14 protein-coding genes are annotated in these 23642 nt (G+C 43.1%); 2 read left to right on the plus strand and 12 right to left on the minus strand.

Annotated features, from left to right (window positions below; all coding sequences use genetic code 11):
• Positions 1-12 precede the first annotated feature (12 nt).
• The 5 genes from K1X84_09360 to K1X84_09380 all read right to left on the minus strand — a co-directional run bounded on the left by K1X84_09360 (position 13) and on the right by K1X84_09380 (position 6170).
• The gene (locus K1X84_09360; GenBank protein ID MBX7151833.1) at positions 13-1008 is read right to left on the minus strand and encodes a metallophosphoesterase; all 996 of its coding nucleotides are present in this window, start codon (positions 1006-1008) and stop codon (positions 13-15) included.
• Positions 1009-1049: 41 nt separating this feature from the next.
• The gene (locus K1X84_09365) at positions 1050-1559 is read right to left on the minus strand and encodes a hypothetical protein (protein MBX7151834.1); all 510 of its coding nucleotides are present in this window, start codon (positions 1557-1559) and stop codon (positions 1050-1052) included.
• A gap of 11 nt (positions 1560-1570) precedes the next feature.
• Positions 1571-3970, minus strand: coding sequence for a GMC family oxidoreductase (locus K1X84_09370; GenBank protein ID MBX7151835.1), 2400 nt, complete (start codon positions 3968-3970; stop codon positions 1571-1573).
• 190 nt (positions 3971-4160) lie between these two features.
• Positions 4161-4496 (minus strand): helix-turn-helix domain-containing protein, encoded by a 336-nt coding sequence (locus K1X84_09375; protein ID MBX7151836.1) that lies wholly within the window; start codon positions 4494-4496, stop codon positions 4161-4163.
• Positions 4497-4526: 30 nt separating this feature from the next.
• Positions 4527-6170, minus strand: coding sequence for a hypothetical protein (locus tag K1X84_09380; protein MBX7151837.1), 1644 nt, complete (start codon positions 6168-6170; stop codon positions 4527-4529).
• 263 nt (positions 6171-6433) lie between these two features.
• Here K1X84_09380 and K1X84_09385 point away from each other — a divergent pair, with 263 nt between their 5' ends.
• Together K1X84_09385 and K1X84_09390 are read left to right on the plus strand one after the other, a co-directional pair.
• Entirely contained in the window at positions 6434-11044 is a 4611-nt protein-coding gene (locus K1X84_09385) for a PAS domain S-box protein (protein ID MBX7151838.1), read from the plus strand.
• 12 nt (positions 11045-11056) lie between these two features.
• Positions 11057-12118: a response regulator gene (locus tag K1X84_09390; GenBank protein ID MBX7151839.1), complete on the plus strand. Its 1062-nt coding sequence runs from the start codon at positions 11057-11059 to the stop codon at positions 12116-12118.
• 32 nt (positions 12119-12150) lie between these two features.
• Here K1X84_09390 and K1X84_09395 read toward each other — a convergent pair whose 3' ends face one another.
• The 7 genes from K1X84_09395 to K1X84_09425 form a co-directional block, all read right to left on the minus strand.
• Complete coding sequence (locus K1X84_09395; GenBank protein MBX7151840.1) at positions 12151-13806, minus strand: M28 family peptidase; 1656 nt, start codon at positions 13804-13806, stop codon at positions 12151-12153.
• Positions 13807-13887: 81 nt separating this feature from the next.
• Complete coding sequence (locus K1X84_09400; protein ID MBX7151841.1) at positions 13888-14883, minus strand: ornithine cyclodeaminase family protein; 996 nt, start codon at positions 14881-14883, stop codon at positions 13888-13890.
• Positions 14880-16004 carry a chromate transporter gene (locus K1X84_09405; GenBank protein MBX7151842.1) on the minus strand — a complete coding sequence of 375 codons (1125 nt, stop codon included), beginning with the start codon at positions 16002-16004 and terminating at the stop codon, positions 14880-14882. The genes K1X84_09400 and K1X84_09405 overlap by 4 nt, the downstream gene beginning before the upstream one ends.
• A 6-nt stretch (positions 16005-16010) precedes the next feature.
• The gene (locus tag K1X84_09410; GenBank protein MBX7151843.1) at positions 16011-16463 is read right to left on the minus strand and encodes a chromate resistance protein; all 453 of its coding nucleotides are present in this window, start codon (positions 16461-16463) and stop codon (positions 16011-16013) included.
• Between the two features lie 93 nt (positions 16464-16556).
• Complete coding sequence (locus tag K1X84_09415; GenBank protein ID MBX7151844.1) at positions 16557-17393, minus strand: chromate resistance protein; 837 nt, start codon at positions 17391-17393, stop codon at positions 16557-16559.
• Positions 17394-17404: 11 nt separating this feature from the next.
• Positions 17405-21622: a T9SS type A sorting domain-containing protein gene (locus K1X84_09420; protein ID MBX7151845.1), complete on the minus strand. Its 4218-nt coding sequence runs from the start codon at positions 21620-21622 to the stop codon at positions 17405-17407.
• A 296-nt stretch (positions 21623-21918) separates the two neighbouring features.
• Complete coding sequence (locus K1X84_09425) at positions 21919-23307, minus strand: cytochrome-c peroxidase (protein MBX7151846.1); 1389 nt, start codon at positions 23305-23307, stop codon at positions 21919-21921.
• Between the last annotated feature and the right edge of the window lie 335 nt (positions 23308-23642).

Genomic DNA, 23642 nt, shown 5'->3' on the forward strand with positions numbered 1-23642 from the left:
TATGAGTACATACTATAGTCTATTAAACAGTTCTTTCAATTCCATTTCCTGCAGGACTTTAGGCTTAGGTCCCGGCATAGACGGTATCGGCCATCCGTCAGACCAACGAACAAGCTTGATTTTACCATCGGCAATTTCGATACCGGTTATATCGCCGTCACTGAACGAGCAACATCCTGAATTAAAATAGCACGGACGTTTAATTTTGGTTTTTTGATAATCGATTTGATCTTGCAGCGCCTGGATTGCGGCCTCATCGTGTCGGTTTTTGGCTTCCTGCAATTCCTGCTCTAATTTTTCGGTATGCGCCAGTGACGCAAAAATCGGCTGATGAGTATGTCCTGCAATAACAGCCATTTTTTTATTCAAAGAATTAGCCCATTCGTACATTGCTTTGTTATGTTTGCCCCGTAACTCGATGCTGTTGGAAGGCGTATTCGATTTCCACCCAAAAATACGCTGAAGATTTCTCCAGATAACACGAACTAAAAAACGTGAAACAGGATTCGTATCGATCGCACTGCCTTGATGACCATGCACAAGGTAAATTTCACCAATATCATCACTCCCGTTTTTAAACTTCAATCGTAAACTCTCGTAAACAATCACTTCGTTGCCGAAAATTGGGAAAAGCCATTTCGTAATCTTTCTCAGATCCGACCAGTCGATATCGTGATTGCCAAAAAAACGATAATACCGGGATGCCTGGTGAAAGGCCATTTCCAGATGAAGAGAATGTTCGTAGGATTTCAACACAGCTTTTGGACGGTTCTCCCAAAGTTCTTCCACATCGCCAAGCACGGCCAAAGCAAAACCGGATTGGAAATAATAGGCTAATGCTCTATTATAATTTTGTTCGCAGAGAAGAAAGTCATCAGCGCCATCGCGTGCGCCTTTATGCTGATCGGAAAAAACAATAAAACGATCGCTTAAACAATCTGCTTCCACAATCGGAGCGCGTTCATACGCTTTCGCCAATCCTTTTGCGATGTCGTTTTCGTAACTCATCAGATTTATTTCAGAGGTTAGTGCTCAAAATTGTTTGAAGTCTATCCGATCTTTAAGCCGGGCATAAAGCGTGAAGCGATAGTGATCCCCGTTTTCGAAATAACCGGATAGAGGCCGTCCAATAAACTCCAGCCGACGATATACGCCATATTACCGTCGATAAAAAAAAAGTGATCATGTTCCCATGTACCGAGAATTTCTCTCTCGGTCCATTTCACGATAAAGCTAAAAAATGCGAAGAGAATGAATTGCTCCCAGAATGGTTTGGAGTGACTGCCTGCATAAACAAATCCGAGGCAAAATCCAATCCAGATAAATGTGTGAAACGCATTATTAAGCCACGGAAGGAAACTCATGAAACCGCCGAGATAAAGCAGGTAGTTCGCAATAAATACGCTTACCGCCCATCCGAAATACAAAAACCAAAATCGTCGCCTGAAATTTAATTCGATGACGGACGACGACTGACGAATGACTACAAATAAGCAGCCATAGATCACGAGTACTAAAACATAATCGATCCATGAGTTATTTTTTCCAAGAAATTCCATAATATTTTCCTTTATAACATTCCTAAAATATGCGGAGCGGCATAATGCGCCAAAGCCATGACTGTCAATTGCGGATTGACGCCGATACTGGATGGAAATACACTGGCGTCACAGATAAATAAATTGTCATATCCATATACTTTGAATCGATTGTCGACAACACCAAATTCTTTTTGTAAGCTCATGATGTTACCGCCTTGAGGATGCCCCGTTCCAAGTCCGATCTGGCTGTTATTTTTTATTTTTTCAGGAAGCGTTCGTAACTCATTTTCATTGAAAAATTCATAGAACTTAAATGAATTGGGCATGATACTTTTAGCGCCGGCGGCCAGAAAAATATCGCCGGCTAGGATCAGGCCATTCAACAGCTTTTCAAAATCGCTTTTGGTCGGAATATATTTGATCTCACGTCCCGTCAAACCCGCTAACCGAACTTCCGCATTCGATTCGGTGCCGACCAGAACGCCGATACTTGCCAGTTTGTTAAATCGCAGCATGTTGTTAAAATGATCTTCAAACCAACCTGGCATGTTGATCGCTTGTGCGGTTGGCGGATTAAACCATGTCTCGAGCACGAACCCATCATCTTCCGAACGTTTGAGATAATGCGTGATTTGCAAACCGTCGTACGCATTGACGATTTTTTCAAATGAAGCCGTGATAGGAGAACCCATATTAAATGACAATCGTTTCCCTGCTCTCCCCGCCGCGACGCCCGATTTCATCAAAAGAAGGCTTGAAGAAACTGCGCCGGCGCTCACGACAAACGTATTTCCGGCTATTTTAATCGCACGCCCATTGTGGAAACGGCCTATCAGATGAGAAATCTTTTTCCCGCCATGGATTTTTTCAACTTCACATCCTGCGACAATTCGAAGCTGTCCGGCATTAGGAATTTTCTGCGCTTCAGGCAGCACCGCATCCAGCATTGACATCTTTTTCCCGTAGCGGCATCCGATATTGCAATAACCGCATCCGAGACAACCGGTAATATTGGCATCAACCACGCCGCAAGCGCTCGGATGTACGTCTAATCCTAACTTCTTACAACCTTCATAAAACAGATCGCCTCCGGCGCTCAGATTTCTATACGGAACGTTATTCGGTTGAGGTGAGATTTTCAGAAATTTCCTTACCCATGCAAAACTTTCATACAAACGCTTTTCATCCAATCCGGCAGACAGACCGCGTTGATCATTCCAGCGATCAAAAACACGTTTAGGCAAATCGAAACAGACGGCATTATTCACTACGGTCGTCCCGCCAACACAGCTTCCTTGTAATACCTGGAATCGGAAATCACGACTTAATTGTAACGCACCATCCGCATAGAGTTTTGAAATCATTTCCATCTCGTCTTCAGAAAAACGATCAGGCTCGACATGATTACCCCGCTCGACCATGAGCACATCCTTGCCTGCTCTCACTAATTCGTACGCTAAAATGGATGCGGCTGCTCCTGAGCCCACAATCACAAAATCACCGATGATATGATCGCTGTCAATTTCTGAAGCATTTTTTACGGTCAGAGTTTTCCGGGGTGGAGGCGGGCTGACCGCTAATTTAGTTTTGAAATCCGGCCGCTGAGTGAAGGGCTTATAACCTACCGATTCAAACGTACGAGGGTCATTGTAATATCCAAGATAACACAATTGTTTGCTCATCCGAATCATCCCCTGGGTAATCATGCGCCAAAACGGAGGAATCAGTTTAGATGAACTATCGTCGTAAAATCGTTTTTTTAAAAATTTCAGACGTTCGCCGGCTTCAATATAAGGCAGAGGCGGCCGGAACGTAAGCATCGGGTAAGCATTCATGCCGGTCAGAACCAGTTTCATGATCCATTTCGAACGTGCCTTGAACGCGCCTAAATAACGGTCAACATTACGCGCAACATCTTCAGGCGACAGAATTTCGTTGGTTCCCTGAATAACGACTTCGGCTAGTGCGACTAATGTCCGAAACTCTGTGGGTGAAAAGTAAACAAGCTGAAAGCGGGCTTTTTCCGCGGCAAAGAAAAAATATATCAATGCAATCAGGATCACTCCATCCATCACTATCGCGCCCCAGAGCATATTGGCAATCGGCATGGTGATTGTCCCAACGTTTACATCGTAATCAGTTTTACCAAAGGCCAGCACAAAGCCCATCGCGGCAATTGAAATCACGTGTCCCCAAACGACAATCACGATGAGCGTACGATGTTCACGCACATTGACTGAAGCAATCCATGCCAGCAACCACAACGTGCCGATTTTTACGACCGAATTAGTCACGAATGGAAGATTAACATAAAAATCCTGAAGCGGCCCCGTGAGAGCCGGAAGGAGATAGCCAAAAATGGCGAGAAAAAATAGTATCGAAAGCGTGCGAAGATAAACGCTCAAGCGACGTTCTTCCGGAGTAAACATTGCTTGCCCCCGTCGGTTTTAAATTTATTTAAAAATAGAGATTTTGAACGGCAGTGCGATAGAGCCTAAATCGTAGTCTTAACTAAATCGCAATCATAATGCTAAGGAAGGATAATACTATAAAGATAAGCGCAAAAACAGGCTTGCGCAAGGGACAGAATCGCCGGTCATTTTCGACGTGAAAGATTTATCATTGTGGTTTTGCCGGATCCGGATTCTGACGGTAATCGGATGGCCGGCAACCGAATTTCCGGCGTAACGCGCGACGGAATGTTTTAGTACTCCAAAATCCGGCCTTCGTGGCCACCACTTCGACAGGAAGATAGGACGTTTTCAATAATCGGATAGCTTGTTCCAACCGGCACACTTCAATGAGTTCATGCGGAGAAACCTGATAAGTACGGTGGATACATTCTCTGAGATACGATGTGCTCATTCCGGCCATTGAGGCCAGCTTTTGTACGCAAAAACTTGGATCGGAATGATGTGACAGAATCAGGCTTTGAATGTCGTTCACGCCTCTCATAACTCCCCCATTATCTTGGTTAAGGTAAGGTTAAATACCGAGCAAGCTTCTTATAAAAGCATAGTTACTGGCGATATAGACAAAATAGACGATCATCATACAGATACCGAACATCCATTCCACGGTTGCGATCAGCTGAAAAATCGATGACCTCTGAAAAATTTCTGATGGAAATTTGGGTGAAAGAAAAATGTAAACGCTAAACCACATAGCCTGAAAAAAATCCAGTAACCGTGTCAGAAAAAGCCCGCCGACTTTCTTTAAAAGCCCGGACTTCGGCTCTTGCTGTTCGTTTTTTGCGTATTCGCCTTTCACCATGAACGTCACATCGGTCATGTACCGGCTTTGATAGATCAGCGAAAAAAATACGACAATCAAAAGCGATGAAAGAAAAAATTGTCCTCCTCCTTCGTAGCCATTACGCACGATGATTTCCAAAATACCGAGGACGGCTCTATCCCAGGACGACGTTTCAGGATTGACGCGCTGCAATTGGATCACCTGGTATTTTAATCGCGCCAGAACATCGTTACGAAGTTCTTCGGATGCGTTGGAATTGGCATTGACGTTTTGAATCAGCGACGCAAGAAGACGTTCGGCTTCATTAAAATTAAAAGCGCTGAGATCAAACCATACTTGTTTTAGCGCTACGAGATTTAAACCGTATTTGATGATATTCTCATCGACGCCGATGCTGTCTGCCAAATCCGTATTTTCAAGCAGCAGCAAACCGTCAGTCAGTGCACGGCCACGATCGGCTACGCTTTCATGAAAAGCTATATTCGTTAAATTGGTAAATTTTTTAAAAGTTGCTCCGTTCAGGCTCATCTTACTGTCAAGATCTACCCCGCTCAAATCAGCGCCTTGGAGGAATTGCGCATGATAAACCGAAAACTTACTGTCAAAAAAAGTTCCGCTGAAAAAAACCGGAACGTTGAAAATAGCATCATCCATCTCCACATCTTTGAGATGATTTTGAGCCAGTGCAAAATACGATTGAACCGAGGCGTCCGAACGGCTTCTCTTAAATAATACTTTATGACAGTTCAACTGATTCGATACGCTTGAGTGATATAGAGTAACGGGTTTCCAGAAAGTACTTCTTGAAAAATCAATCCCGTTAAAATGGGAATTCTCGATATAAACCGAATCAATAAAAATTCCGTCAGACAAGTCGAATCCGGTACGAAAAACACAATGTTCGATCACTAAAGATTTGCTGAATTGCCGTTCATATTTTTGATTGGGTTCACGCCGTTGGACAACCGTATTGTACACAATGCAATTCTTCATGCGCAATGGAATGGCAAGATTCGATCGACCACGCACGGCATTGATTCGTTCAATGCGCTCAAGATTGAGCGATTCAATAAACAAATTTTCGATGACTTGATTAGAAGCGATAGAGCCAAAAAGCAGCGAATCGTCGTTATCGTTTAACTGATTCTTAAAAAATTTATACCAACGCTTTTCAGGATATTCGCCGTTCACTGTTTGACTAACCAGGATGGAGTCGTCTTGGAAAGTGTCTATGTGAATAAACGATTGACCGGCACGAAAATCAGGTATTGTTTGCTGTGCAATGGCACCCGTTGCCATAGCTAGCAACAACAGCAATTGCACCCATTGCCATTGACGACCGACTAATGCTACAGATATCAGTTTGAAATTCATGCAATTCCCCCAGTCATAAATTTCAACACAAATTTGAAAAACAAAATTTGGAATTTCATTAGTAAGACTCGAAAACCAATAAAATTCCATAAAAAATTTCTTTGGGTATATTTTCCATAAATATGGTTTTTATACATGGTTACAAATTACCGATAAATCTCTAAGCATTGAATTTTCGATGTTTAGAAAATTGATTTTTTGGCATGTCTTTGGATTGTTCAGTGTATTGCCTTCTGCCGATTAATTTTTTAACGTTGGATTTTATGATAGACACAAAATCACATGCATTAGGAACTGCTTATTTCGAATATCTTTTTGAAAATGCCCCGGAGGCCATTGCGATTCTTGATAATGAAGACCGTATTCTTCGAACAAACCGAGCATTCGGAAAACTTTTCGGTTATACCTCGGACGAAAGCGCCTATAAAGTCATCGACGAACTTATCACACCGGATGCAACCATTTGGGAAGGATATGAACTCACTCGTAAAATACTCAGCGGGGAATTTATCGACATCGATGCCGTCCGTAAACACAAAAACGGTCAATTGATCCCGGTTAATATCCTCGCATCGCCGATTAAACTTGACGGTGAAAATCAAACAGGTGTTTATGCAATTTACCGAGATATCCTTGAACGTAAAGCCATTGAAACTAAACTAAGCCAACTCTCTTGTGCCGTTGATCAAAATCCAGCTTCCGTAGTCATTACCGATGTACAAGGACGGATCGAATACGTCAATCCTAAATTCACGCGTGTTACGGGATACACTCTGGATGAAGTCATAGGCAAAAATCCGCGATTCCTCAAATCCGGTGAGACGCCGCAAGCAGAATATTCAGCACTGTGGAAAACTGTTCTTTCGGGTCAAGAATGGCGGGGCGAATTTCATAATAAGAAAAAAAACGGCGAACTATATTGGGAATCGGCATCCATCTCGCCGATTACGAACAATAAAGGTGAAATTACCCATTTTGTTGCAGTCAAAGAAGATATTACGGATCGCAAAAATTTGCAGGATAAACTCGTTCGCAGCGAACAGTATTTTCGGTCACTGATCGAACATTCGGTTGATATGATTGCCGTGATCGACGTCGAAGGTTTTATACAATACGTTAGCCCGTCCGTCAAGGGTTCTCTCGGTTACGAGTCCAAAGAACTTATCGGCCGTCCTGTTTTCGATCTTTTCAAACCCGACGATCAATGCCGCACCAAAACGATCCTTCAAAATCTAGCGATTAATCATGAAGCTGTAAGAAATATTGAAATCCATGTTCAGCATAAAAACGGATCCTGGCGTTATTTCAACGGCAGCATAGCTTTCATCCAGGAAAAAAACGAATCGGCCTATATCGTCATCAATGCCATTGATCTGACTGACAGGAAAAATTCGGAAGAAAAATTACGCGAAATCGAAGCAAGGTTCCGCAATTCATTCACGCATGCTTCCATAGGTATGGCTTTGGTCAATCTGGAAGGTCGTTGCGTACAAGTTAATGAAGCCTTGTGCCGGACATTGGGCTATTCCGAGGAAGAACTTTTATCCAAGACCATTGCTGACATCACACATCCCGATGATCTTTTGAATGACCTGGCAAACCTCGACGCGTTGACCAATCAGCAAATCGATTCTTATCAAATGGAGAAACGGTATCTTCATCGAAACGGCACCATCGTTTGGGGAAGACTTAGCGTGACATTGGTGCTCGACCGTGATAATAAACCGTTTTATTATGTTGCGCAGGTTGAAGATATCACTGAACAAAAACGTATGGCCGAGTCGCTGTGCGAAAGCGAAATGTATTTTCGCTCCCTCATCGAAAACGCACAAGATCTGATCACCGTCATCAACCTGGACGGAACGATTCGCTATAACAGCCCTTCGGTAACACGACTGCTCGGATTCAGCCCTGAAGAACTGAATGATACCAACGTCTGTACCCGTGTCCACTCGCTGGATCAGGTTCAAGCAATGGAAACCATTCAGAAAATTATTTCAAATCCGGCCAATATTCATCGGCAAATCTTGCGATACCAGCATAAAAACGGAATGTGGATTTATCTGGAAGGCAGCGGGAAACTTGTACATTCCGGCAGCGATAGTTACATCGTAATCAATTCCCACGATGTCACTGAACGAATTCAAAATGAACAAACGCTCCAGAATACGCGCAATTTCCTCGACCGTATTCTTCACACAGTCGCCGATCCTATATTCGTCAAAGATGAACAACATAATTTCATCATGGTCAATGACGCATTTTGCCAGTTTATTGGACAAAGCCGAGAAGGATTGATCGGAAAATCCGACTATGACTTTGTTGCGAAAAACGAAGCAGACGTATTCTGGACTATGGACGATCATGTTTTTAAATCTGGAAAAACAGTTGATAACGAAGAACAGCTTACGAATCCGGAAGGGCAGGTTCGGTATCTTTCAACCCGTAAAGCAATTTTCAAAGACATCATTGGCCAAAAATTCCTCGTCGGTATCATTCGTGATATTACCTATTTGAAAAATATTCAGAACCAATTGGAGCGCAACAAAGCCGGCCTTTCACAGGCACAGCAGCTTACACACGTCGGAAGCTGGGAATGGAATATGCTTGCGAAAACCCTGGTTTGGTCCGATGAAATGTTTCGTATTTTCGAAGTCACCGATGATAAACCGCTTTCCGTAAACCGCATATTGTCTTTGATGCCTCCGGATGACCGTGAACGCGTCGGAAAAGCAATCGATTATTCGTTGTCGCATGGCACTCCGTTCGATACCGATTACCGCATCGATCTCCCCTCCGGCAATGTCAAGTACATCCACGGTCATGGCGAGGTGGCCATTTCTGAAAATGGAAAGGCTGCGTGGGTATCCGGCACTGCTCAGGACATCACTGCACGTAAAAAAATCGAACAAGAACTTCTTTATGCTAAAGAAAAAGCTGAAGTCGCCGATCACGCCAAATCCGATTTTTTGGCCGTCATGAGCCACGAAATCCGAACACCGATGAATGGCGTAATCGGCATGACCGGCTTACTACTCGAAACCTTACTGACGAAAGAACAGCGGGAATACGTCGAACTCATCCGCATCAGCGGTGAAACTTTACTGACGATCATCAATGACATCCTGGATTATTCCAAAATCGAATCGGGAAAACTTGAATTGGAAGAACATTCTTTCGATCTTCGCGCCTGCATTGAAGAAACGCTTGATTTGCTGGCGCCGAAATCTTCGGAGAAAAAACTGGATCTTCTTTATCAATTGGATGAATCAGTGCCTCCATATATCGCCGGCGATAGCACTCGTTTGCGGCAAGTTTTGGTCAATTTGCTCAATAATGCTATTAAATTTACCGAGAGCGGTGAAGTCTTTTTAAGAGTCCATTCACCGGAAATATGTGACGGCAAAGCTTGTCTGGAATTTGAAGTGCGTGATACCGGAATTGGCATTCCGGAAAACAAAATCTCCGAAATGTTCAAACCGTTTTCTCAAGCCGATTCGTCAACCACGCGAAAATACGGCGGTACCGGGCTGGGTCTGGCCATTGCAACGAAATTGGTCGCTTTGATGAACGGTAAAATTTGGGTTCGAAGCGTTTTGGATCAAGGAACGTCTTTTCATTTTACAATCACCGTCCCAATTTCCACTGAACCTGCTCCCAAACACCTTATGCTTCCGGAAATCGAAGGTAAACGAGTTTTGATTGTCGACGATAATGAGACGAACAGAAAAATTTTAAAGGTGCAATGTGAGATGTGGAAAATGATCCCTCATATCGTCGCTACCCCTCTGGAAGCGCTTCAATTGATCCAAGATCAAGCTCCGTTTGATCTTGGCATTATCGATATGCAGATGCCCGATATGGACGGTATCACTCTTGGTATGGAAATTCGTAAATGGCGCAATAAACGTGTGCTTCCTTTGATCATGTTAAGTTCTCTCGGTCATAACGACAAACGCATTGCTTCTTCAAAAAACATCTTTTCGGCAATTATCAGTAAACCTGTCAAACAATCCGTTTTGTGGGATACAATCGTTCAGACGTTATCCAGCGACCAGCCGGACACCTTGTATTCGAAAACCGATTTGACGCTCGACAGAGAGTTATCCAAAAGTTTACCATTGCGGATCCTTCTCGCCGAAGATAATGTGATCAACCAGAAATTAGCCGTACGCGTATTTGAAAAAATGAGCTACGCCATTGATATAGCCGTTAACGGATTGGAAGTACTGGACGCATTGAAAACTAAATCGTTTGACATCGTGTTCATGGATGTACAAATGCCCGAAATGGACGGACTGGAAGCAACAAGGAAAATCATCCGGACTTATTCCCCTCACCAACGGCCGATCATTATTGCCATGACAGCTAATGCCATGCAGGGCGATCGTGAACGCTGTCTTGAAGCAGGAATGGATGACTATATTACCAAACCGATCATACCAAAACAGATTCAATCTAAATTAAAAGAATGGGGTACTACTATGTTGCAACATCAAGAATATATGCAGCGCCAAAATTATCCGGTCGTTGACCGTGATGCCATTAGTGAATTGGAAATCGGAGACGATTTTCTGAAAGAGTTGATCGCTATCTATTTTGAGCAAGCGCCATCGATGATCCGGACCATCCGCGATCACGCTCGCCTCGGGCAAACTGATGCCATGAAAAAGCACGCTCATACGCTCAAAGGCGTCAGTTTTAATATCGGGGCCTCCCGGATCGGGCATTTATGCAAAACCATTGAAAACGTTCAAGCCTCTCAAAGCCCGAAAGAGATCGATGTACTGCTGCACGATCTCGATCATACGTACGAAGAAACAAAATTCGAACTTGAACGGCTAACCGGCGAACCAGAATTCGAAATGGCCTAACGCGAGGAAACCATGAAAATACTTATTGTTGACGACAACCCAATTAACGTGATGGTGTTTGACAATCTGCTCACAAAAGTACTGCAGTGCGAAACTCAGTGTTTCACTTCGTCTATCGAGGCATTGGATTGGGCAACGCGCCACTCGCCTGATCTTTTGATCACTGATTACCAAATGCCCGATATGAATGGATTGGAGTTGATTCAACAGTTTCGAAGCATCAAAGGACACTCCGAAACACCGGTTATCATGGTTACAGCTACGGAAGATAAAAAGATCCGATATCGGGCACTGGAACTCGGCGCCAATGATTTTCTCAACAAGCCGATTGACAAAGCAGAGCTCATCGCTCGTACACGCAACATGCTCACCATTCGTCAAAATCAAAAAGCACTGGCGGATCGCGCTTCCTGGCTCGCTGACGAAGTCAAAAAAGCCACGCAGGAAATTATCGCCCGTGAACGCGAAGTTATTCTGCGCCTTTCCAAAGCAGCCGAATACCGTAGTCCTGAAACGGGCACGCACGTCATGCGGGTCGCCTACTACAGTAAAGCGTTATCAAAAAAGCTCGGGCTTTCGGAAGAAGAACAAGATCTGATCCTGATGGCGGCGCCGATGCACGATATCGGGAAGGTAGGTATTCCGGATGAAATTTTGTACAAAAATGAAAAACTGGATGAATATGAATATGCGCACATGAAGCTACACACTCTGACCGGATATGAAATTATGCAGAACAGCCAGTCACGTTTACTTCAAATGGCTTCTGAAATCGCTTTATGTCACCATGAAAAATTTGACGGCACTGGGTATCCTCGCGCATTGAAAGGCGACCAAATTCCTCTCTCAGCCCGTATTTGCGCGATCAGCGATGTTTTCGATGCGCTCACCTCTGAACGTCCTTACAAAAAAGCATGGTCCATCGACGAAGCAATGCTTGAAATCGAGCGTAACAGCACCACGCACTTTGATCCAAAATTAGTCGAAGCATTTAAAACGATCCTGCCGGAAATTGAAGAAATCCGGATGCGTTTTACATCCGGTGGAAAATTAAATAAAGCTATGGTAGCCTGATAGCTCCTAAAACGCTAGTTTCCAAATAGCGATCATTTCGCTTTATTTTCATTTTCAAACACATCGCCTTTATTGATAAAAGGCCTTACCCTGGTTTGAGTAAGCGAATAACCGATCATAAAATTAATCTTCACGAACGTTTCAGCGGCGGTAAAATCAAACGATTCATTGAGTTCATCCGAAGGCGTATGATAAGTATGATTCATGAAATCTTTTATTTCAGTGGCTAGGTTTCTTGTCGAATCGAGAGTTTTCAATCCATATTTGATATGCATGGCTGGAATGCCCTGACGCAAAAAGTTGTATTGATCGCTCCGTACGATCCGGGCCTGTTCTGGCATATGATCCGGCATAATGTCCAATCCAAGTTGCGTCGCAGCGCCTTTTGCATACGTCATCAGATTCGAATGTTCAGCGCCTAAAGCCTCGATAGACAACAAGGGTGCAATCAAAGTAGGCATATCAATATTGATATCAGCAATGATGTTTTCTTTTGTTACAGTTGGAAACCTTGTAAAATATTCGGATCCCAATAGTCCCATTTCTTCACCGGTAGTAGTTAAAAATAATACGCTCCTGTTCGGCTTTTGGATAAGTGAAGTAAACAAACGAGCAATCTCTAACGTACATGCAACTCCGGACGCATTATCGTGGGCCCCATTATAAATGGAATCGCCGTCTACGGGATGACCGACACCCAGATGATCCAAATGCGAAGTATAAATGACGTATTCGTTTTTTAAATGATCATCCCGGCCTGTCATCTTGCCTATTATGTTGTAACTGGTTATGTCAGTATATGACGTCTTTGTTTTCGCTGAGATTTGGATAGTGATAGAATCGCCTTGTGCAGACTTGTCATAACGAATCCAATACTGTTCAGGATCTGAATTAAATATTTTTTTCATAGCATCCCAGCTAACAATTGCTGCAAATTTTAATCCGCTCCCAAAAACATTTTTCCCAAAGGCTTTTCCATCAGCGGCGACAACACCATCATTACCAATATCACGATATCTGTGCATCATTCTTCCAAGGCTATTTCCGGGTAAAGTAAGAATCATGCCCACAGCACCATGTTTTATTGCCGATTCAAATTTAGTGGCATTCGTACTGAAATGGACGGCCTCTGTTGAAGGAAAAGAATCCGGTACTCCGATCGTAGCTACAACAATTTTATTTCGAACATTTTTATTTTTGTAGTCATCGTAGCCCATATGCGGCGCTTCAACGCCGTATCCGACAAAAACAACAGGAGCTGAAACATAGTTTTGCGAATTGTTAAGATCACCTATGAAAACATATTCATCGCCCTCGGTCAATACCGTTTTATTGGTATCGCTCATTATAATTAACGAAGATTCGTTTTTTTCAATAATTCCGGTTCGGAGCCTGACGGTCTGAAGGAAAGTACCGTTTTCACCGGCCGGCAAAAGCCCGAAAGCTTTATAGTTATTGATAACATATTCGGCGGCTTCATGAAATCCGGGTTTTCCTGGAAAGCGCCCCATCAATCGATCATCAGCAAGAAAAGATATGTGCGATTTGATCCGATCTTGTCGTACATCCAGTAGCAGCGGATCTATAGTCAGATTGGATTTAGGCAATGCGCATGAATACACAAAAAATAAAACTAACCAAATGGAAAAACGCGCATACGACAAACTTTGGACATTCCGATACAACATATTTTTAACCTACTATATGAATGAACTGGGATTAAATTAAGAATAAGCAAGTATTGTTTAAACGGCAAGAATCAATTAGCTCTACTTCATCAAGTCCACTAGCAATCCTTTTTCATATTTCAGGGCTTTTTCATACACAAGTGAAACGGTCGCTGCATCTTGCAAAGCAATTCCTGTACTATCAAAAATAAATATCTCATCGTCAGAAGTTCGCCCGCTTTTTTTTCCAACGATAATTTCTCCAAGCTCTGCATGTACCTCCTCTTTTTTTATCAACCCGGCATTCAAAGTGTGATGCAATTCACCAATCGTAGCACACTGTTCCAATGCATCGACTACTAATCGGCTGCGAGCCACTAACAAGGGTTCGACTTCCTGTTTTTCTTCATGGTCAGCGCCAACGGCAGCAATGAAAGCTCCGGGCTGTACCCATTCATTTTTCAAAAAAGCCCGTGTCGACGTTGTACACGTCACGCAAACATCACTCTGTCGAACAGCCATACCGAGATCATCGGCTTTGAGAATTGTGACAGGATATTCTATACTCATTTGCTTAACAAAATGATCGGTTACTGCATGGTCGATATCGTAAGCATAGACTTTTTCTATGGGCAATACATTCATTAACATTTTGAGAGAAATTCTTCCCTGATTACCACAACCACATATGGTCAGGGTTTTTGCGTTTTTTTTTGCAAGATGCTTGGCGGCAAGAGCTGTCGCTGCTCCCGTTCGCAACACCGTTATTTCGGTTGAATCCGTTATGGCTAATAAACGTCCATCTTCAGCATTCGACACGACAATCGCGCCTTGAATGGTTGGAAGTCCGGTACGTGATCGGTTAAATGGGAAATTGGCATTAATTTTAGCAATAAAATACAGGACATCATGTTCCCAAATCCCTGCTTTGATATGAAAGCCTCCTCCTGAAACGTGACGTCCCAATATACCGGGTGGATATGCCTTTCCTTCGGCTAACAACGCAAACGAATTTTCTACCGCGGATAAACATTCTTCAGCATCAATCAAGGATGCAACATCTGATCGTGTCAGTATTAGCGTCTGCGTAGAATTCATAAAATTCCTTTAAAAATTAATCCGCATACGGCCATGATCGCAATAACTACCGGCTCCTTGATGCGGGAGAATCGGACTAAAATAATAACGGTTGAAATCGCGATTGCAACAGTAAACCAATCGGATAATGTTTTTTTGGCTATTACAACGACAGCGCCTGCAATGGCTCCTATCGCCGCGACAGTTACGCCTTCAACAAACGTTTTAATGAGTTGTTTTTTTCCGTACTTTTTAAAATAAGGCGCAGGAATGATCGTGAAAATGTAACACGGAAAAAAAGTTGCAATGGCAGCAATACATGCACCCGGAAATCCAGCAATAAGATAGCCGATGAATCCGACTGTAATGACTACGGGACCCGGTGTTATCATCGCAATCGCGACAGCATCGAGAAATTGTTGTTCCGTTAGCCATCCTCTTTCCGTTACGAGCCCGCCATATAAAAAAGGTACGATGGCCAATCCGCTTCCAAAAACAAAAGCGCCGGCTGTTCCAAAAAAAATCGCAATTTGAATAAATATTGAATCAGTCAATACAACTGGAAGTTGTAAGAACAAAAGCGACAAAAGACCGCTGCCATTATTTATAAGTTGGCGCGATTTAGCTAACACCATCAAAAAACCTCCGGCCACAATGAGCCAAATGATTTCCGATTCCAGAAGGATCGTTACACTTGCGAGAACTGTGAAAATAATCCAAGCGACGATATCCGTTCGGATGGTTTTAACGGTTAACCGGTAACAACTCAGTGATATGATGCCTATCACCGCTGCACTCACTCCGTAAAAAAGAACCTGCACCCAGACAAGCCCTTGAAACTCAACATACGCCCAGCCTATGAGTACCACCATACAAAACGAAGGAAAAATAAATGCAAGCCCGGTAAAAGTTGCGCCCATTATTTTGTAATGAACATAACCAATATAAATAGCCAATTGAGCGGCTAACGGCCCGGGAGCGAGTTGAGCAAGCGCAAGACCTTCTCTGTAATCATCTTCCGAAATCCATTTATAATTCAAAACTAAATCCCGATGCATATATCCAATCAAGGCTACCGGCCCGCCAAAACCCCATGTACCAAGTTTCAAAAAATAAAAGCATAATTCTTTCAAAGTATACATAGTCTTTTATAATTGAGGATTCCAATTGTGTATTTCATCAGGAACATGTTTGGCCCAGCTGTATAATGCGTCATAGATTTTCAAACCAAACGCAAGCTGCTCATAATCGTCTTTGAAGTTGTAAGAAATTCCGGCCGACATGGCCCATAACCCCGCGGCTTCCGGCGCCAATTCAAAATGGTGCGTGTCGGCCCCACGTATAATTAAAGCCATCCGGCGAACCGCCTGATCAGAAATAGAATGCTTTTTAACAATAAAATCAAAAGTGCAATACTCCCCTTCGTGCGAATATTCGGCTCCTGGAATATCAAAAGGAATGGCTTTCAGTTCAGCCGCTTTAGTAAAAACTTCCGCAGAAGGAACAAAAAGAAATTGAGCGTTTTTGTCTACAAAATTGAGAATCAACCAGGGACATGCTATACGATCAATTTTCGGGCGTGCTCGTGTAATCCATTTCATAATAATTCAATTGGGTAATGACGATGATTCGTAAGCAATTTACCCAATCTGCAAAATGGAATATAGAATGGAGTTGACGTTTTTGTATAGGATTTACTTTTTCGGAAGTTTTTTTCTATATACGGAAGGGTTTTCGCCTGTGTGTTTTTTGAAAATTCGATTAAAATGGCTTTGATCGGAGAAACCCGTCAGATAAGCAATTTCAGCGAGGGAGTATTGCGGATTACCGAGGAGTGTTATGGCTTTTTCAATGCGAAGCTTGCGAATGTATTCTCCAAAAGAAAGGTTATCAAAATATTTTGAAAATTCACGCGACAGGTAAGAAGGATGAACGTTCAAGGTCTGGGAAATATTTTTGAGGCTGAAAGTCAAATCGGCGTCAATCTGATCCTGGATAATGCTTTTTAATTCAAGCGTCCATGCTGGAATCTTTCCTGATTTTTTATTCAAAAATTTCTGATAAACTTCCAGCAGCAAATTTTCAAATGGATTTTGCGTATGGGTTTCATTTTGCAGGAATTTTGCCCAGCTGTATAAAGCGTCATAAATTGTCATGCCCTGCCGGAGTAATTCATAGTCATCTTGAATATTGTGCGACATTCCGGCGGCAATGGCCCACAAGCCTGAAGCTTGGCTCGCGAGAGTATGACGGTCGGTATCCGCTCCCCTTACGATATGAGCCATGACAGCCAGCGCCGGATCGTCAAGACGGTGTTTACTGATAATGTAGTCAAACGTACAACGATCGCCGTAATGCGTATATTCAACATTGGGAATATCGAAAGGAATGGCGCCCGATTCTTTGGCTGCCGATTCGATTTGATCGAATGGCACATAAATAAATTCAGCATCCGTATCTACAAAACGCTTGATGAGCCATGGACATGCAATACGATCGATTTTAGGACGTTCCCGTGTTATCCATTTCATAGGCTGTTAACTTATTTCAATAGTAACATTTTTTTTGATTTGACAATCTTATCGGCTTGTATTTGGTATATGTACAAACCGCTTGCCACTGATTGCCCGGAATTATTACGGCCATCCCACTGAATGCTGTGAAATCCTTGAGGGCGGATTTCATTGATCAACGTACGCACTTCCTGACCCAAAGCGTTGAATACTTTGAGTGTAATTTTGCTTTCTTTTGGCAAATCATACGCAATCGTTGTTGAAGGATTAAAAGGATTCGGGTAATTACTGTGGAGAGCAAATTCCAATGGCACCAGTGTAAACTGAGAATTATAAAAACCGGCAATAGTGCCACCCGACGTGTGAGTATACAATCGACCTTCTTTTCTCTGCGTTGCAAGAGGAAGCCACTCATTATTTTCCAACTTAAAGAGGCATACGTTTGATAGTTGAATAGTAGGATCGATGCTCATCGAAACCGTTAATGGCTCCGGCACGGAGCCTGTAGATACCAGATTGATCGTTTGCCCTAATCGGGTCCATCCTGTCGGCGTATGGCCTTCATCCGACAAACCGGCAATAATAAATCCCTGCCCATTCGATTCAATACTATAAGTTCCTATTACTAATGTTTTCGAAACGGGTGCAATCATATAAGTGCGCTGAATAGGAGCGCCAGCATTGAGATTGATGTCGAAAGCATTGGCTACTACTGAAATCTGGCCCGGGCTATTGATCAGGTAATCTCCAAAAAACAGTTTACCGTATTTATTCATAGTAAGATTTTGTGAATTGACAGTTACTGTTGAACTGCTTAATTCTTCATTTGCACCAACTCCAAAGCGAATCATATTGACAACCGGTGAAGCTAAGGCGCCGAGTGTCAGAACCGGGAGTGTGTGATCGCCATTCACGCTAATATTGTCGATAGCCCAACCCCAGGCCCATGCCGCCGCGTCGGACTGCATTCGAAACCGAATAAAGATAGCTTCACCCGGACTGAAAGTATTCAGCAAATTAAGCGTATGGCGAACATACATTGACGAATTGCCCGATGAAATGCTGTTGATTCCCGATAAGCCTGAATTGTATACATTCGACCATGACGTGTTATACCGCGCATCGTAACCATCGGCCAACGGAAGCCAGTTGAATCCGTCTTTGGTTCCTTCGACAACAACGTAATCAAAAAAATTCGGATCGGTCCAAACCGTCCCAATCAATCCTTCCTCAACTAACGCAATGTCGTCGTATTGCAGAACGGAATTTCCTTCGCTGACAATGACGGGAACTTTTAATTGATAGATATACTGCGTGCTATTGGAATAAGGATGCGTCGAGTGAATAGCGCCATTAGAAAAACCCGAAACCGTTGTGACCGAAAAACCACTTCCAACAAAATCTGTCGTAGGTGAATTGAAATTATTGGCATAAGCATTTTGAGCGGTTACTGCATAGACCTGGATATTTTTTGAAGGCGACAAAAATGATTGGCCGTCTTTATAGGATCGAATCGAAGCCGAAAGCACTTCATCGGCTATAACCGGAAAAAATACGGTTGTATCCAAAGGTGAGTTGTTAGCAGGAAGCTTCATTAATATCTGGTCTTTTAATATCACAAGCGTCGAGTCGTAAGAAGAATTTAAACTGATTTGAATCGATACATTACCCGTCGGCAATTGCGCGAATGTTTTGAACCTGGGTGAAAGCGTTGCGACGGGCGGTGTATAACCGGCAAGTTCGGGCAATTTTACCGTCCATACTCCCCTTCCATAAGTAGCCATCACAACTTCGTCGTCTACGATTGTCATCTGAAAAATTCCGACATGAGGTATCCCGTTATCAGCCAAAGTCCACGAAGTTCCGCCGTCGTTTGAAATAAATAAACCGATTTCGGTACCGGCCCAAATAATATTCGTATTAAAAGGCATAACCAACAGCGCAAAAGTTGCCACATCCGGAAAACCGTTTTGACTATTTCCATTCTGATCAAATTGAGAAATATCCTGCCACGTGAGTCCAAGGTTAGTCGTGCGCATAACTTTGGGCGTACCGGCTGCAGAGAATAAAGCATAGGCCGTATTGCGATCGATCGGATGCGTTCCGAATCCCGATGGCTCTGTCAGATTCGATGGAAAATTAGATGAGATTTCTGTGAAACTGATTCCCCCGTTTGTGGAAACGTGAACGCCGCCTTTCTGTCCGATAAATGAAACCAAATCCAATCGGGATGTTGCCCAAACTACCTGCGGATCGGCAATTGAAATGTCGACATTATCGAAAGCACGGTATCCGATCCAATTGCCTGTAATCGGCGTCAGATTCCACGTAGCGCCAAAATCATCCGAACGATTGATTCCAGCCGCGCCAACGGTAAAGACTAGATCGGGATCAGATTTCGATGATGCGATTTTACTGACGAATGGGCTGGCTCCTGCCGTTGCTTGCGGAATGGCGTACCACGTCAGTCCGCCATCGCTTGATCGGCTATAGACGCCATATTGTGAACCCCCGAGTAATAACGCTGAATCCCGATAATTCCACGCAACTTCAACACCATCCCCGCCAAGCGCGCGGCGCCACGCCGTATTGGCGTCAGGATCGGTCGGCGAATAAAACGTTCCGTTATCCTGCATGCCTCCGACATATTCAGAGCTTCCTTTCTTTTTGTCCGCTCCATAAAATTGCGACGTTGTCATCCCGGTAATTTGATTCCAGTTTGTTCCGCCATTTGTCGAAATAGCAATGCCACCGTCATTGGCATCTAAAATCCAATAGGTGTTGGTTCCGGCATCAATTGGAATAGTTACAAGGTCGTGATGATCGGCATGGGCTTGCCCCACGCTCGCAATGCGAATTGTTTGTCTCGTAGCCGCGACCGGATTGACAACGATTCGGTAAACCTCAACGCCTCCGACGACCACTTGATTGGCATCATACGGATGAACGACAATTGTATTATCAAACCAGCCTGCGCAATAAGCACCTGTCGAACCCGATGCTCCTCCGCTGGAAAACCAGTTGGGATCGGCTCCGGTATCGACAACTTCGCGCCATGTTGTTCCCGAGTTGGTGCTCATAAAAAGTTTGGACGTTCCTCGTCGGCGTTCAACAGCCGCATAAAGCCTCGACGTATCGGTTGGTGCGATCGCCATCTCGGTTCTGGTACTGATCCCTTGATAAGTTCCATCGCCAAATCCGATATCGGTCGGATCGGCAAAATTATTAGCTGAGACAAACCAGGACTCGCCGGCATTGGTCGATTTGACAATCCCCACTTCATTGACGGTCGCGTAAAGAATATTAAAATTCAACGGATTGGCAACGATTTGTTGTACACGATTATCGGTTTGCACTCCTAATGCAACATCCGGATCGTATGTCTGATACCATGAAGTGCCACCATCAGTCGTTTTGAAAATGCCTGATATTCTTTGCCCGCCATTCGGGCCAAACGATGTATAATCATCATTGCTGCACAAGACGACGGTATTCGGATTATTCGGATCAATCACGAGCCGATTGATAGCTTTCAGCACTTCGCCGTTGGCGGTATTGGCTAATTGAAACCAATTTTCGCCGCGGTCGGTTGACTTCCAAACACCGCTCCCGGCAAGATCAGCCAATCGGCCATACCCCATGCCTGTTCCTGCGTACATGATATTGAGATCGGATTCCGCCATTCCAATGGTCATGGTCGAAAGTGTTGTCAATAAAGGCGTCTTATTGATCCATGTTACACCGGCATCCGTCGTCTTCCAGATACCGCCACCGACTGAGGCAATATACCAATGCGTCATCGGATTATCCGGATCAACTAGAATATCTCGGACACGCCCACTGACATTACCCGGTCCGCGTTCCGTCCATGGAAGAAGTGATGAAGCTTTTGAAAGATGACGCGATTTTTTCTGGACACTAAAAGCTTTTTCTAATTCTTTTATTCTATAATTCGGTGCATATGTTTTACCCGATCGATTCACTTTGATTTCAGACAAGGCATTTTCAAAAACTCCGGGAGATTCTGCATGCACATGCGCCATGTCTTTCTTAATCCTCAAAGCTTGCCACGAACGGAACGTCTGGCGATACAATTCTGTTCCAGGCTCCATCGATTGAAGTTTTTGAAAAAGTACGGTTTCAATATCCGCTGGAACTGCCGTCTCATTTTTTTTTAATTTTAAAAAGAAAAAAAATGTAAGCAATACGACTGATACTGCGACCAAGAAATAGTAATAAATCTTCATGTGGATCCTTTCATGCGCCAAAAGCTGACGTTATGGTGTCAATCGCTTATAATGTAAGTTTACACTTACATTTACACCTGAAAGCATCATGATGTTTTTATGAATTTTTGATGAGTTTAGAATATATAGCAACAATTAAACCCATCTTCTGATTATACCGATGGACAAGCCATTTGTCAACGGCAATATGTAGTCAATTTTAGATGTGTAGAGATTACCCAATATTGATAAGGGAGCATATATAGGAAGGCAGGAACAAACTGTAGATGATACATCAAAAGATGTTTAATTAGATTTTATTTAAAAGGGTCCGAATATTTTGGATCAACAATCAATGATTGATCCGTCAAAGTTTTAAGATACGCAATAATGTCAGCTTTTTTCTGCTCCGTCAGAGTTACAGTGCCATAACCTCCGGAGGGAATCTGTATTCCGCGATTAGGATGATTTTTTGCGCCTGTTTGATAATGGTTAAGCACCGCTTCCAATGTGCTGAATCGCCCGTCATGCATGTAGGGCGCCGTCAATTCTACATTCCGTAAAGACGGCATTTTAAATGTCCCCATGTCTTTTGCTTCATTCGTACGTTCGCCGATACCATTGTCCGTATAGATTGCGTCCAACGCATTGTTGGATCCGAATCCTGTATTCAAACCTGAATTTTCAACAATAAATAAAGTCGGATTTTTACGCGGAAATACAGTCGATAAATCACTATGACACTCTACACAATTCAATTGCTGAAAACTCAACAATCCATTTTTTTCCTGATCGGTCAGATTCGCAAGATTGTTGTCCAATCCCTGATCGTATTTTGAATTGAAAGAAACAATGGAGCGAAGAAATTGTGCCAGTGCTTTTGAAATTCGATCCGTTGTAATATCCTGCGTGCCAAAAGCCTTCTCAAATAAAGCAGGGTAATACAATTTATTTTTCAGCTTGTCAGTGAGCGCATCCAAGGAAGGCATTCCCATTTCAATCGGATCAGTGATCGGGAGCAACACCTGCTCTTCCAGTGTAGCTGCACGCATATCCCAAAACATGGTCTGCATTTTAAAATAACGTACATTAGCCAAAGGCATCGAATTTCTACGGGTGTGACTTCCTTCAAAACCGGTTGAGACGTTTGTCCCGTCAACAAATGCTTTATCCTGGTGGTGACATGAGCCGCACGAAATCGTATTGTTTGCCGACATGGATTTATCATAAAAAAGAACGCGGCCCAACGTTGCACCGTCATTCGTAACAGCGTTGTCATTCGGCGTATTATCAACCGTTGGATTGGCCGCAAGATAATTTTTCAGATATGTCGGCATGTTAGCCGCAGCATTGATATAATCATAGGGCACTGCCGGTAACTTTGGCCCGCCGGTATTCCATGTTATATGGAATCGGATCGCACCGGTTGTTGGATATAACGTTATGTCCATTTCTACGTCTGTTATTTCTCCGGCTTTGATTTCCACTTCTTTTGATCCGAAACCGACCGTATCAGAATCAACATCATAAAGAGTCAGAAAAACCGTATAATTTCCCTCCGGCAACCCGGTCACCTCTCCCGACGCCGATGAATTATCGTCTGACAAAGTCAAATCTGTTTCACTATTTAATGGTCCTTCCAAGCGAACATTCACTCGATCAACTGTAATACCAAGTTCCTTTGCAGGCAACAAAGAGAAACTCATCGCAATTTTGCCATCGGACTTCTCATTTTGATTATTTTCACAAGCTACAGACAGGAAAAGAAAGCTTAAGCATAAAAAGCTCAAAACTAATAAATTAGCTTTTTTCATATAATTTTTATTTAAGATTATAGTTTTTACAAATCTTCATAGATAAATTCCATACCAATTTTATTCAGGAATAAAAACAATAATATGTGATTCTGAGCTACTTCAATAAGTGAAGGGATGCCTCAAAACTGTAGGGTATAAACTATAATAAAATAAGTTGTCAGCACAAACTCTTCAGGAAAACAAAAATAACCGTCTTATTCCGACGGTTATTCATTCCTGTGGAC

The sequence above is a fragment of the bacterium genome (assembly GCA_019695335.1).
GTDB lineage: Bacteria > CLD3 > CLD3 > SB21 > SB21 > JABWBZ01.